General features: G+C 58.9%; 12 protein-coding genes. 5 read left to right on the forward strand and 7 right to left on the reverse strand.

Annotated elements, in window-relative coordinates; all coding sequences use genetic code 11:
- Nucleotides 1-48: 48 nt before the first annotated feature.
- The 3 genes from GOW31_RS00080 (at nucleotide 49) to GOW31_RS00090 (ending at nucleotide 4,473) form a co-directional block, all read left to right on the forward strand.
- On the forward strand, nucleotides 49-1,458 hold the full coding sequence (locus GOW31_RS00080; RefSeq protein WP_171167027.1) for an FAD-binding oxidoreductase: 1,410 nt from the start codon (nucleotides 49-51) through the stop codon (nucleotides 1,456-1,458).
- An 86-nt stretch (nucleotides 1,459-1,544) separates the two neighbouring features.
- Nucleotides 1,545-1,823, forward strand: coding sequence for a hypothetical protein (locus GOW31_RS00085; RefSeq protein WP_171167029.1), 279 nt, complete (start codon nucleotides 1,545-1,547; stop codon nucleotides 1,821-1,823).
- Nucleotides 1,824-1,965: 142 nt separating this feature from the next.
- Nucleotides 1,966-4,473, forward strand: a complete 2,508-nt coding sequence (locus GOW31_RS00090; protein WP_171167031.1) for an FAD-dependent oxidoreductase — start codon at nucleotides 1,966-1,968, stop codon at nucleotides 4,471-4,473.
- 45 nt (nucleotides 4,474-4,518) lie between these two features.
- Here the strand turns inward: GOW31_RS00090 and GOW31_RS00095 are convergent, their stop codons facing one another.
- The 3 genes from GOW31_RS00095 to GOW31_RS00105 form a co-directional block, all read right to left on the reverse strand.
- On the reverse strand, nucleotides 4,519-4,851 hold the full coding sequence (locus GOW31_RS00095; RefSeq protein WP_171167032.1) for a carboxymuconolactone decarboxylase family protein: 333 nt from the start codon (nucleotides 4,849-4,851) through the stop codon (nucleotides 4,519-4,521).
- Nucleotides 4,852-4,923: 72 nt separating this feature from the next.
- A complete protein-coding gene (locus tag GOW31_RS00100; protein ID WP_171167034.1) occupies nucleotides 4,924-5,577 on the reverse strand; it encodes a DUF938 domain-containing protein in 654 nt (217 codons plus the stop codon).
- Entirely contained in the window at nucleotides 5,574-6,647 is a 1,074-nt protein-coding gene (locus GOW31_RS00105; RefSeq protein ID WP_171167036.1) for an FAD-binding oxidoreductase, read from the reverse strand. Before GOW31_RS00105 ends, GOW31_RS00100 begins: the two co-directional genes overlap by 4 nt.
- 186 nt (nucleotides 6,648-6,833) lie before the next feature.
- Between GOW31_RS00105 and GOW31_RS00110 the strand changes: the two genes are divergently transcribed.
- Nucleotides 6,834-7,238 (forward strand): hypothetical protein, encoded by a 405-nt coding sequence (locus tag GOW31_RS00110; protein WP_174829319.1) that lies wholly within the window; start codon nucleotides 6,834-6,836, stop codon nucleotides 7,236-7,238.
- The gene (locus GOW31_RS00115; RefSeq protein WP_171167039.1) at nucleotides 7,235-8,467 is read left to right on the forward strand and encodes an HlyD family secretion protein; all 1,233 of its coding nucleotides are present in this window, start codon (nucleotides 7,235-7,237) and stop codon (nucleotides 8,465-8,467) included. The genes GOW31_RS00110 and GOW31_RS00115 overlap by 4 nt, the downstream gene beginning before the upstream one ends.
- 60 nt (nucleotides 8,468-8,527) lie before the next feature.
- Here the strand turns inward: GOW31_RS00115 and GOW31_RS00120 are convergent, their stop codons facing one another.
- The 4 genes from GOW31_RS00120 to GOW31_RS00135 form a co-directional block, all read right to left on the reverse strand.
- Nucleotides 8,528-9,673, reverse strand: a complete 1,146-nt coding sequence (locus GOW31_RS00120; protein WP_171167041.1) for an iron-containing alcohol dehydrogenase — start codon at nucleotides 9,671-9,673, stop codon at nucleotides 8,528-8,530.
- A 67-nt stretch (nucleotides 9,674-9,740) separates the two neighbouring features.
- On the reverse strand, nucleotides 9,741-11,123 hold the full coding sequence (locus tag GOW31_RS00125) for an aldehyde dehydrogenase family protein (RefSeq protein WP_171167043.1): 1,383 nt from the start codon (nucleotides 11,121-11,123) through the stop codon (nucleotides 9,741-9,743).
- A gap of 94 nt (nucleotides 11,124-11,217) precedes the next feature.
- Nucleotides 11,218-12,570, reverse strand: coding sequence for a glutamine synthetase family protein (locus tag GOW31_RS00130; RefSeq protein ID WP_171167045.1), 1,353 nt, complete (start codon nucleotides 12,568-12,570; stop codon nucleotides 11,218-11,220).
- Between the two features lie 89 nt (nucleotides 12,571-12,659).
- A complete protein-coding gene (locus GOW31_RS00135) occupies nucleotides 12,660-13,691 on the reverse strand; it encodes a TRAP transporter substrate-binding protein (protein ID WP_170343589.1) in 1,032 nt (343 codons plus the stop codon).
- Nucleotides 13,692-13,725 lie beyond the last annotated feature (34 nt).

A 13,725-nucleotide genomic window follows, 5' to 3' on the forward strand; every position in this document is an offset into this window, starting at 1 on the left:
TCATGAACAGAAGGGCCCGCGACGTGCCGGGGACAGGGGAGGATGACGATGATGCAGGCGACCGCTTTGCCTCGGAATGAAACAGGTATTGAAACCGTCATAGGCGTTCTGAAACAACGTTTTGGCGACAGGTTGCAAACGGGTGCCGCGATTCGTGAACAGCACGGGCACACCACGACCTGGATCGAAAACCAGAGCCCGGATGCCGTGGTTTTCCCGCATACTACGCAGGACGTGTCGGAAATTGTCAAAACCTGTGCCGCGCACCGGGTGCCGGTGATTCCCTTTGGCACGGGAACGTCGCTGGAAGGGCATGTGAATGCGCCAGCGGGGGGGATCTCGGTCGATCTGATGCAGATGGACAAGGTGCTGGCTGTCCACGCCGAAGATCTGGATTGTGTCGTGCAGCCCGGCGTCACGCGCGAGGCGCTGAATACTCATTTGCGGGATCAGGGTTTGTTCTTTCCGATTGACCCGGGGGCGAATGCGTCGCTGGGCGGTATGGCCGCGACCCGCGCTTCGGGCACCAATGCGGTGCGATACGGAACGATGCGCGACAACGTTCTCAGCCTCGAGGCGGTCATGCCGGACGGCCAGATCATCCGTACCGGTCACCGGGCCAAGAAGTCATCGGCCGGGTATGATCTGGCACGCCTTCTGATTGGGGCGGAAGGCACGTTGGGTATCATCACCGAGCTGACTCTGCGCTTGCAGGGCATCCCCGAAGCGATCAGCTCGGCCAGGTGTTCCTTTCCTTCGGTCGATGCCGCGTGCCGCGCGGTGATGATGACCATTCAGTATGGCATTCCGGTTGCCCGAATAGAGTTGCTAGATGAAATGTCGGTTCAGGCGGCAAACGCCTATTCCGGGCTGAGTCTTCCGGAAACGCCATTGCTGCTGCTTGAATTCCATGGCTCTGAAAGCGGTGCGGCGGAACAGGCTGAAACCTTTGGTCAGATCGCCGAGGAGTTCGGCGGTACGGATTTTGCTGCGACCTCGACCACCGAAGAACGGAACAAGCTTTGGCAGGCGCGCCATGATATGTATTGGGCGTGTCTGCAACTGCGCCCCGGCGCGCGTGGTATTTCAACGGATGTCTGCGTGCCGATCTCGCGCCTGGCGGAATGTGTGACAAGCACTCAGCAGAAGGCAGCTGATCTTGGCTTGCTCGCGCCAATTGTGGGGCATGTGGGGGATGGGAACTTTCACACGCTTATTTTGATCGACATGCAGAACACCGAAGAAGTTGCCAAAGCCGAAGAGTTTGTCGGATGGTTGAACGACCTGGCAATTTCAATGGAAGGCACCTGTACAGGTGAACACGGAATCGGTCAGGGCAAACGGCCATACCTCATCAAAGAACTGGGCGCCGCCACGCAGTATATGGCCGCAATCAAGGCTGCTTTGGACCCCGAGAACATCATGAATCCCGGCAAGGTATTATCCGGCCAATCCTAGCGGTTTTCGCGTTCTGGCCCGCATTGCGCCTTCAAATCGTCCACATGTTCTGGTCTCACCGACTCGGTTAGGAACAGGTGGTCGAGATGAGCGCAAAATATCTGGCAGGGTTTGCAGCGATCTGCGGGGTCGCCATTGTTGGGCTGGACTATTATCAGCAGGCCAAGGCATCCGAAAACGGGCTGGGCTTCAAAGGTTATGTTGCCTCGGTATCCGCGCGTGTCGGGATTTCGGAAAGTCGGCTTGAAGCAGATGCCCAACCTTCACAGCCCGAGGAACCCGCGGCCAAGACACCGTCAGAGGAAGCTCGGAAACTTGTCTGCACCACGATCGGGACAAGCAAGCGCTGTCGCTCCAGCGGTTGAGATCACCGGTTTCATGTCCGATCTGCGACCCGCATTCGATGATCGGGTCGTTTTTTTCATATCACTGGTCGGATGAATGTCGCGCGATCCCCCTCAAGTGCGCCATATGGTGTCAACTGATTTCAAGGGGAGACGCCCGGTTATGAAAACCCAAGTCAAAGCACTGGTCGTTGGCGGCGGCGCCGTTGGGACCTCGATTGCCTATCATCTGGCCAAAGCGGGCTGGGACGATGTGATGTTGATCGAACGGGACGAGCTGACGTCCGGGTCCACCTGGCACGCGGCTGGTCTGCTGCCATTGTTCAACATGTCCTATGCGACAACGCACATCCACAAGTATTCGGTCGACTTCTACAAGACGCTGGAAGAAGAAACCGGGCTGAACGCGGGCTTTGCCGTCGTCGGCAACCTGCGCATGGCGCAGACGCAGGAGCGCATGGACGAGTACATGCTCTACGCCTCTACCGCCGAAACCTGTGATGTTGCCTATGAGTGGCTGACCCCCGAGCAGATCAAGGAACGCTGGCCGCTGATCGAGACATCGGATCTGAAGGGCGCGATCTACCATACCGAAGACGGGTATATTAACCCGGCAGATGTGACGCAGGCCATGGCCAAGGGGGCCCGTCAGCGTGGCGTCGAGATCGTGCGCAAGATGCAGGCGGATGCCTTCCACTGGAACGGCACCCATTGGGAAGTCACCTGCACCAAGATGGTGGAAAAAGGCGGCAACCTTGTCGAAAGCGACGAAAAGGTTGTGATCACTGCCGAACATGTCGTCACTGCATCGGGCAACCACGCACAGCGCACCGCCAAGATGCTGGGCATCAAGATGCCTGCGATCCCGGTCGAACACACGTTTATCGTCATGGACAAGGACCCTGAACTGGTCAAATGGCGCGAAGCAGGCAACCCGGAACACCCCGTCGTGCGCGACGCCGACAACGAATCCTACGCCCGTGAAGAACGCGGCGGCTGGATTCTGGGTATCTATGAACATGGCGCCCCCGCCCGGTTTGAGCACGGTGTGCCGGACAGCTTCCGCGCGGATCTGTTCCCGCTGGATCTGGATCGGATCGCGGATCAGTACATGGCCATGGCCGAGCGTGTGCCGTCCTGTGCCGAGTCCGGCCTGAAAGACGATTTCAACGGCCCGATCTGTTATACGCCTGACGGCAACCCGCTGGTTGGGCCTGCGCCGGGCCTGCGCAATATGTGGCTGGCCGAAGGTTTCAGCTTTGGCATTACCGCAGCAGGCGGCACCGGCTACTATCTGGCGCAGATGATGGTCGACGGCGAAGCCGAGATCGATATGGCCTCGCTGGACCCCAAACGCTATTCCAGCAACTGGATGACCACCGAGTTCGCGGCGCGCAAGAACGAAGAGTGCTATGAGCACGTCTACATCCTGCACCACCCGGACGAAGAGCGTGAAGCCTGCCGCCCGCTGCGGACCGTTCCCGCATACGACCGTCAGAAAGCACGTGGTGCACAATTCGGCTGGGTCAACGGCTGGGAACGTCCGAACTATTTCGGCCCTGTCGATGCGCCCGAGAACTTCGACAAGGAAAGCCGGTCGTTCCGTCGTGGCGGCTGGTGGCAATATGCCGTCGAAGAAGCCAAGGCGATCCGCGAAGGCGTTGGCCTGATCGACGCATCGGCCTTCACCAAGCATGTCGTCAAAGGCCCCGGTGCCACCCAGTTCCTGGATTGGTTCACCTGCAACAAGCTGCCCAAGGTCGGTCGCATCAACCTGACCTACGCGCTGACCTCGCACGGCACCACCCGCACCGAATACACCATCGTCCGCAATGGCGAGAACAACTATTACCTCGTCTCTGCCGGAGCCTGGACCGAGTACGACGCCGACTATCTGCGCAAGGCGGCCGAGGACAAGATGGAGGAGTTCGGATATATCGAAATCCAGGACGTGACCACGCAATGGGGCGTCTTCGCCATCGCCGGACCCAAGTCGCGTGACGTTCTGAAAGAGGTCATCAAGGACGCCGATCCGGAAACCGCCCTGTCGAACAAGCGCTTCCCGTGGCTGTCGGCGCGTCAGATCGAACTGGGCATGTGCCCTGTCAACGCGATCCGCGTGGCCTATACCGGCGAGCTGGGCTGGGAACTGCACCACCCGATCGAGATGCAGAACTACCTGTTCGACCTGCTGGAAAAAGCGGGTGAGAAGCACGGTATGAAGCTGGTCGGCGCGCGCGCCCAGAACTGGCTGCGTCAGGAGAAATCCTATCGCGCTTTCGGCACCGAACTGGGCCGCGACGCGACCCCGCTGGAGGCCGATCTGCCGCGCTTTGTCGACTTGTCGAAAGACTTCTACGGCAAGGCCAAGCTGGAAGAGACCGGTGTGCGCGTGAAATGCTGTACCCTGCTGATCGACGGGCCGGAGGATGCCGACCCATGGGGCCGCGAGGCACTGTACACACCGGAAGGTGAACGCGTGGGTCGATTGACCTCGGGCGGGTATTCCGTAGTGTTCGAGAAATCCATCGGCATGGGCTATGTGAAGCCCGAGCTGGCTGTCGAAGGCACAAAGCTGAAGGTCAAGATGCAGGACAAGCTGTGGGATGCGGTCGTGACCTGCGACAGCCCCTACGACCCGAAAAACGAAACCATCCGCAAGGACGGTTGATCGAAGAAAGGCCCCGGAAACCTTCGGGGCCTTTTCTTCTTTTCATCAAGACAGTTCGTCGAAGCATTCCAGCGCCTTGGCCGCGTACATCATGGCTGGGCCGCCGCCCATCTGGATCGCCATGGCCAACACGTCGGACACTTCTTCCCGTGTCGCACCGGCCTTGATCAAAGCTTCGGTGTGCAGGGTGATGCAGGGTTCGCATCGCAGGGTGACTGACATGCCCAACGCAATGAATTCCTTGGTCTTGTAGTCGAGCGTCCCGCCCTCTTTGACGGCTTTGCCAAGCGCTCCGAATGCGCGTGTCGTGTCGGGAATGGATCCGTTCAGGTTTCGCAAACTCTTACGTGTTGCCGAGAGTTTTTCTTGCCATGCCATTGCTGAGTGCCCTTCTTCATATCTAGCAACCGGAATATGAATTGGGACGCGGCTGTTTGACTTTGATCTCGATCAGACTTCAGGGCGTTCGGCAATGAACGCAAGATTGTTGGCAGGCATTTCGACCGGTGCCAACGCGAGCAGGCCGACGTTTTCGAACAGGTTCAGAATGTCCACGTCGTTTTTGTAGCCGATTTCCGGGTCTTGCTGGATCAAAGCCTTATGAAAGCGGACATCCCCGTCACTGATGAGTTGGCCCGAACGTTTGAACGGGCCGTACAAGATGAACAGCCCCTTTGGTGACAGGGATTGTGCGACTTCCGAAATGATGGTTTTGGTTTCCTGCCAACTGATCAAGTGAATCAAGTTTATCAGAACGATCAGATCCTGGCCGTAAAACCGCCTGTGCCAGCCTGATGTCGCTGCATCCAGTTCTGCGACCGGCGCGACATTGGGCAGGTCGCGGGTATAGGCATCGATACTCACGCGCCGCTCAGGGTCAACTTCCGAAGGCTGCCAGGTCAGCCCGGGAAGCACTTCGGCAAAGACCCTGATATGCTGACCAGTCCCGCTTGCGATTTCCAATGCCTGGCCCTGGGACGGCCCCCATTCTTGCAACACTGCACACAGGGCGTCGGTGTTCCGGGATGCTGCCGGGGCCACCAGCTTGCCATCTACAGACGCATTGGCGACGCTTGCAGAAGAGGGGAGGCTGCGTTTGATCATCGTTCCAGCCTGTCAGGGGTCAACATGCCTACTATGTCAGGTTCCAGTTCGGGTGTGTTTCCGACAACAAGGTCGCACAGCAGTTGCGACGCCGCCGGTGAGGTTTGAAAACCATACCCGCCCTGACCGCCACACCAGACAAACGAAGGATCCAGCGGGTCGCGCCCAAGCACCAAGGTCCCGTCCGGGGCAAAACTGCGCAAGCCCGCCCAATTCGTTTCAACTCTTGTGACAGGCTCGGTCATCAACTCCTCATACCGTGCCAGACCCTCTGCCAGCACCATATCATCGGCATAAGCATCCTGTGGCGCAACCGGATCAGCTTCGGATGGTGAGACCAGCAGCTTGCCCGCATCCGGTTTGGCGTACCATGTTTCGCCGGCGCCCAGCATCATCGGCCAGACAGAAACGTCATGCCCTCCGGGGGCGGGAAGACGCGCCATCGACCGACGGCGAGGTGTGATACCGATACCGGGCAGCCCTGCAAGCTGTGCAACCTCATCCACCCAGGCCCCGGCTGCGTTAATCAGAGTGCGGGCTTCAATGATCCCACCGGCCTCAACCACCCAGTGTTTTTCTTTTCTAATGCCGGTGACTTTGCTTTTTGTCGAAACCGTTCCCCCGTTTTGCCTTACGGTCCGGGCGAAATCCTGCAACAGGCGATCCGTATCGATGTCAAAGGCCGCTTCGCTGATGGCTGCAAACCCGACCTTGTCCGGATTCAGGATCGGAACGCGCGATATCGCCTGTTCCATCGGTATTTTCACCATGTTCAGATCGGCGCAATCGGCTTCGAACATGTCGGGCTGGTCAATTGCTCCGACCAGCATCAATCCGCGCGGGGTCAGGTAACCGCCATTCTGCGTATGAAGAAAGGCAGCCCCCGCTTTGTTCAGTGCGACGACCGAAGGCGGTCCATAGCTTTCTTCGAACAAGGCCGCTGACCGGCCCGACGTGTGATAGCCCAGGGCGTCTTCCGCTTCCAGAACCATCACGGTTCCGTGTTGCGACAGGCGCGCACCGGCGCTCAGCCCAGCGATGCCGCCTCCGATTATCAGGAAATCAATCATGACTTGCGATCCATCCTGAGCAGAGACGCTACAGGTTCCTTGAGTTTCATGCTGGCGCCAAAGCTCCTCGTTCGCCACGCGTTTGGGTTCCCGGACTATAAGCAGCCTTGAAATTGTGCTTCAACCCGGTCAAAGAAGTATCAAAATATACAGGAGGGTAAGGTGACCGCAGCAGACCTTCATCCAATGGCCACAGGGCATATTCCAGGATATGTTGTCGCAGCTGACGGAAGCGATTACCTTTTCTCCGCCATGGTCGTTTTTTTCGTCGTTCTGGTGGTGCTGATCGGTGTCGGATACCTGACGCTGCATTCGGTTCCCGAAAAAATGGCCCACGAAAACAATCACCCGCAGTTTCAGTTGGTGGGCATTCTGGCACTGCTGGCGCTGTTTACACATAATGGGCTTTTCTGGGTTGCTGCTATATTGGTCGCAGGGTTCCAGTTCCCGGATTTTGCCACCCCGCTTCGAAACATTGCCGATGCCATTCGTTCTCTCGGTCGGTCACCTGTTCCGGAACCAGTGCCTGAAACAACGGTGCCGGCTGCGCCAGAACCTGGACCCAGCGATCCGCAGGAGCAATCCACATGATCGAGACCATGCTCTGCGCCCTGATAACGGTGCTGCCCGACTATCTGTTCCGCCGTTTTGTACAGGGCAAGCGGATCGGTCACGAGATTACCTTGTTCACCATGTGGTACGAACTTCGCTGGGGTTTGACCACCTGTGCCATTCTGGCGCTGACCGTGATCACCACGCTGTTTTACTTTCATCCGGCCAGCAAAACCGCGGCATCCTATTTCCGGACGGTGACCATTCTGCCGCAATTGGGCGGTCGTGTTTCCGAGGTTTTCGTCAAGAACAACGAACTGTTAACCGCGGGTCAACCGATTTTCCGGATCGAGGATTTCAGCCAGACTGCCCAGGTCCAGGCGGCAAATGCGCAGATTGCACAGGTGCAGGCCTCGCTTAAGGTTGCGGAAACCGATTTGGCCGAGGCGGAAGCTGGAATTGCAGGTGCCAAGGCTGCGCTTGCGCAGTCTCTGGAGGATCTTGAACGCAACACGACCTTGCGAGATGAAGGTTCAAGCGCCGTAAGGCTGGCCGAGATTGAGAGGCTGGAAAACCTTGTCGCCGAGCGAGAGGCCCAGGTTCTTGCAGCGGAATCCAAACGTGCCGCGGTTGAGCAGCAGATCGAAGAACTGATCCCCGCGCAGCTGGCCAGTGCCATTGCGCAACTGGATGCTGCGCAGACCGAGTTGGACAAGACGGTGATCACCGCGGGCGTCACAGGGCGGGTCGAACAGTTCGGCCTTCAGGTCGGTGACTACGTAAGCCCGTTGTTGCGCCCCGCGGGCATTCTTGTGCCATCGCACACAGGGCATGATCGTTTTCAGGCTGCTTTCAGCCAGCTTTCTGCCCAGGTGATCAAGCCGGGCATGATTGGTGAATTGGGCTGCATGACAAAGCCATTCACCGTGATCCCCACCGTGGTGGTCGAGGTGCAGGATGTCATCCCGTCGGGCCAGATCCGCCCATCGGACGAATTGCGGGACGTGCAGGCCAACAACAATCCGGGCTCGATTCTGGTCTATATGGAGCCGCTGTACAAAGGTATGGCCGATGACATTCCGCCGGGCAGTAATTGTCTGGCCAATGTCTACACAGACAACCACGAGCGGTTGGAGCACGAGGATCTGGGCTTTTGGGAGGCGGCCTTTCTGCACGTGGTCGACACGATCGGCGTGGTGCATGCCGCGGGTCTGCGCCTGCGTTTGATCCTGATGCCGGTGAACACTCTGGTTTTGACCGGGCATTGATCTGATCTTGGCAATCCGAACGCAATTGGCCCGGCAAGTTTCGCCGGGCCCTTTGGTTTCTTAAAGCGCTGCTTTGAACAGCTGCGTCAGGTTGTCTTTCGTCAACTCAATCGGGTTGCCGCCGCATGACGGATCGATGATCGCCCCTTCGACAAGCTCTGGGATTGAAGCTTCGGTCACACCCAGGTCGGACAATGTGCGGGGGATGCCAAGGCTGTCGTTGAAATTCTGCACGAAGGCGCGGAAACCATCGAAGCCGCCGTCGATGCCCAGATATGCCGCAGCTTGCTGGAACCGATCTGCAATGGCCGGGGCGTTGAAGTCCAGCACAGCGGGCATGCAGACCGCGTTCGTGGTGCCGTGATGGGTGTTGAATACCGCGCCAATTGGGTGGCTCATCGCGTGGATCGCGCCAAGGCCCTTCTGGAAAGCCGTTGCGCCCATGGCAGCGGCGCTCATCATCTGGGCGCGGGCCTCGATATCGGTGCCGTCTGCATAGGCACGGGGCAAATACTCCTTCACCAGTCGCATACCCTCCAGCGCGATGCCCTGGCTCATCGGGTGATAATGCGGGCTCGAGAAGGCTTCGACACAATGCGCGAAGGCGTCCAGGCCTGTTCCTGCCGTGATGAACTTGGGCATCCCGACGGTCAGCTCCGGGTCGCAAATCACCACGGTCGGCAGAACCCTGGGATGAAAGATGATCTTCTTGGCATGGGTCTCGGAATTGGTGATGACGCTCGCGCGGCCCACTTCCGATCCTGTCCCTGCGGTGGTCGGAACGGCAATGATTGGCGCGATAACGTCGGCATCGGCTCGAGTCCACCAGTCGCCGATATCCTCGAAATCCCAAACGGGGCGCGTCTGACCGGCCATGAAAGCGACCATCTTGCCCAGATCCAGCCCAGAGCCGCCGCCAAAGGCGATAACCCCGTCATGGCCACCCGCGTTATAGGCCGAAACTCCGGCTTCAAGGTTCTTTTCATTCGGGTTGGGGTCCACATCGCTGAACAGGCCGCGGCCCAGTCCGGCGGCTTCCATGATATCCAGTGTCGCGCTGGTGATGGGCAGATCGGCCAGCCCCTTGTCCGTGACCAGCAGTGGTTTCTTCATTCCGGCGGCGGCGCAGGCTTCGGGCAACTCCCTGATGCGCCCGGCTCCGAATTTGATGGCGGTCGGATAGGACCAGTTTCCAACAAGTGTCATGTCAGGTTTCCTTTGCAAAATAAGGCCTGCTTCGGCGAGGGGGTGGGTCCGAAGCAGGCCGTCGTCCTTAGCCCGTTACCTTTTTGAGGTGGTAGGATTTGGGACGTGTCAGGTTGTGATATCCGATGACGGACAGACCGCCGCCGCGCCCGGTATTCTTGCAGCCCGTCCAGCACAGGCCGGGGTCCAGATAATCGGCGCGGTTCATGAACACGGTCCCCGTTTCGATCCGGTCACCCACCCGCGCCGCACGATCCACATCGCGGGTCCACAGGCTGGCAGTCAGGCCAAACTCACTGTCATTCATCAATGCGATGGCCTCCTCGTCCGAGGACACTTTCATGATGCCCACCACGGGCCCAAAGCTTTCGTCCCGCATCACGCGCATGTCATGAGTGACATTGGTCAGGATTTGCGGTGTCAGGTACGCGCCACCGTCGTCTTCAGCGAAGGTGTCGATATGCGCAACCGCACCGGCTGCAACCGCCTCGGCGATCTGGGCTCGCACCTCATCGGCAAACCGCACATTGGCCATCGGGCCAATCGTCGTCTCGGCATCCAGCGGGTTGCCCAGCTTGTAACCCTTCACGATGTCCACTGCCTTGGCGACAAAGTCATCAAAAAGGCTCTCGTGAACATAGATCCGCTCGATTCCGCAACAACACTGGCCCGAATTGAACATCGCACCGTCAATCAGCGTGTCGACCGCAGCATCCAGGTCGGCGTCATCCATGACATAGCCGGGATCCTTGCCGCCCAGCTCGGTGCCGACGCCGGTAAACGTGCCCGCCGCGGCACGTTCCATCGCCTGACCGCCGCCGACTGATCCGGTGAAGTTCACGAAATCAAATGCATTGCCCGTGATCAGGTCGTTGGTCACGTCATGGCTCAGGAAAACATTCTGAAATACGTCCTCGGGCACACCTGCCGAATGAAACGCCTTTGCCATGCGCTCGCCCACCAGCAACGTCTGTGTCGCGTGTTTCAGGACGACCGTGTTGCCCGCGATAAGCGCCGGTGCGACCGTGTTGATCGCCGTCATGTAGGGATAGTTCCAGGGCGCCACCACAAAGACCACCCCATGAGGAATGCGCTTGATGTAGCGTTTGAACGTTTCGTCTTCGCCGACGGCGATATCTACTAGGGACGTGTCGGCAATCTCCGCCATATGGCTGGCACGTTCGTTGAATCCACCGAACTCGCCGCCATAACGCACTGGGCGACCCATCATATGGGCCAGTTCCGGCACGATCTCATCGTTCATGGCGCCAACGGCGGCCACACCCGCCATCACAAGATCGATCCGCTCCTGCAACGGACGAGCTGCCCATTCCGCCTGAGCAGCCCGAGCACGCGCCGCGGCCCCGAACGCGGCCTCTCGCGACAACACTTCACGTTCGGCATAAACCGATCCATCGATCGGCGAGACACATTTCAACATCTGCCCCATTTTCACTCCATTTCCGAAATAAACAGGATCCCTGCTTCATCTGGCCCAAAATATCCCGGGGGTCTGGGGGCAGAGCCCCCAGCGCGACCCGACCTCACGCCCGCTCGAATCCGCGGGCGATTTCCCAATCCGTGACCACGCGTTCGAACTCCTCGATCTCGACCTCCGCGGCACGGGTATAGTGGTCGACGACGTCATCGCCCATGGCCGCGCGCAACATGACCGATCCGTGCAACGCATCTCGCGCAGCGCGAAGGTTGCCCGGGATCATGGCAGTCTCACCCTGATAAACGTCGCCTTTGGTCGGCGGTTGCAGATCCAGCCCTTCCTCGATGCCCGCGATCCCTGCCGCCAGCATGCCAGCCATCGCCAGATAGGGGTTCATATCTGAGCCCGGAATTCGGCACTCGACGCGTACGGCCTTGGTACCGTCACCGCACAGGCGGAACCCGGCGGTGCGGTTGTCCACGGACCAGATGATCCGCGTTGGCGCGAAGGTGCCTTTCATGAAGCGTTTATAACTGTTGATGTAAGGTGCCATGAAATAGGTGTAATCAGGGGCATATTTCAGCAGCCCAGCCATATAGCGTTTCATCAGCGCCGACATGCCCAGATCGTCCCCGGCGTCATAGAAGGCAGGCTGTCCATCCGCCCATAGTGACTGGTGCACATGGGACGAGCTACCAACTTTCTCGTGGTGCCATTTCGGCAGGAACGTCGCTGCGTGACCATGTTGCCACGCGATCTCTTTCACAGCGTTCTTGGCGATCGAATGATACTCGGCTGTTTCCATCGCGGGTGCGTATTTGATGTTCAGCTCTTCCTGCCCGGTCTCGGCCTCACCTTTGGAGTTCTCAACCGGAATGCCCGCATCCCACAGATGGTTGCGGATCGGACGCATCACATGCTCTTCCTTGGTGGTCTGAAGGATATGATAGTCTTCGTTATAGCCCGAGATCGGCTCCAGATCCCGGAAACCTTCCTTGCGGATCTGGTCAAAGCTTTTCTCGAACAGGAAAAACTCAAGCTCGGTCGCCGTCATGGCGTCATAGCCCATGGCTTTCAAACGGTTGACCTGCTTTTTCAGGATTGAACGCGGCGCGTGCGGCACTTCCTCGTGCGTGTGATGATCCAGCACGTCACACATCACCATCACCGTGCCTTCAAGCCACGGCACCGGGCGCAGGGTGCTGAGGTCCGGTTTCATGACATAATCGCCATAGCCCCGTTCCCAACTGGTCGAGGCATAACCATCCGGTGTCGCCATCTCCAGATCGGTGGCCAGCAGGTAGTTGCAGCAATGGGTCTCTTCCCATGCGCCTGCCACGAAATGGCCCGCGTGAAAACGCTTGCCCATCAACCGGCCCTGCATGTCCACCATGCAGACCAAAACCGTATCAACCGAACCTTCGGATACCTGCGTTTTCAGATGTTCGAACGTGAGCATGTGCCACCTTTGTCTTTGCCGAAATCCATCATCGGCCATTCGTCCTGTTTGACCCGCCCCATGCAAGGGGCGGGTCGCCTGGCCAAGTCTTAGCCGTAGCGGTACGGCCGTCCAGCCTTGAGCATGTCGGCGTTGTACTGTTTGAAGATTTCAACAACCTTCGCCTTGGTCTCAGATTCGGCTGCGATCTCGTCCCAGAAGGCAACGGCCGCGGCTTCGACGGTTGCCCACTCTTCGTCCGGAATCGACGTCAGCTGCATCTTGTCTCCGTTGACGCGCAGGCTGGCCTCGCCGCCCCAGTACCACCATTGCCGATAATAGTGGGACTGATCGGTGCAGACGCGGAACAGGGTCTGCAAATCTTCGGGCAGCTCGTTCCAGCGGTCCATGTTGGCAAAGAACGAACCGGCCCAGGCACCCGAGATGTTGTTGGTCAGGAAGTAGTTGGTCACATCCGCCCAGCCGACTGTGTAGTCTTCGGTGATACCGGACCACGCGATACCGTCCAGTTCTCCGGTTTGAACCGCGACTTCGATGTCTTCCCAGGGCAGGGTGACCGGCACAACGCCGAACTGAGACAGGAAGCGGCCCGCGGTCGGGAAGGTAAACACACGTTTGCCCTGAAGGTCCGCCAGGCTGTTGATCGGGTCCTTCGTTGCAAAGTGGCACGGGTCCCAGGCACCGGCCGAGATGTGCTTGACGCCGACTTTCGAGTATTCCTCGTCCCAGATCTCGTTCAGCCCGTACTGGTTGAACAGAACCGGCACGTCCAGCGAATAGCGTGAGGCAAAGGGGAAATAGCCGCCGAACACGGTGACCTCGGTGGGCGATGCCATCGAGTCATCATCCGACTGAACGGCATCAATCGTGCCGCGCTGCATGGCGCGGAACAGCTCGCCCGTCGGAACCAGCTGGTCGGCATAGAACAGCTCGATCTGCATCCGGTCACCGGCGATCGTGTTGAACATCTTGATGGCCGGGTCGATCACGTGTTCGGCCAGCGCCGGGCCGGCATAGGTCTGCATCCGCCATCTGATGGTCGATTGCGCCAGTGCAGGCGTCGCCAGAGCAGCGGCGGGAGCGGCCGCAGCACCTTTCAGAAATGTACGTCTGTTCGTCATTCTCTCTCTCCGTTGGTCAGTTTCGATTGTGCGG

The sequence above is a fragment of the Ruegeria sp. HKCCA0370 genome (assembly GCF_013033705.1).
GTDB lineage: Bacteria > Pseudomonadota > Alphaproteobacteria > Rhodobacterales > Rhodobacteraceae > Ruegeria.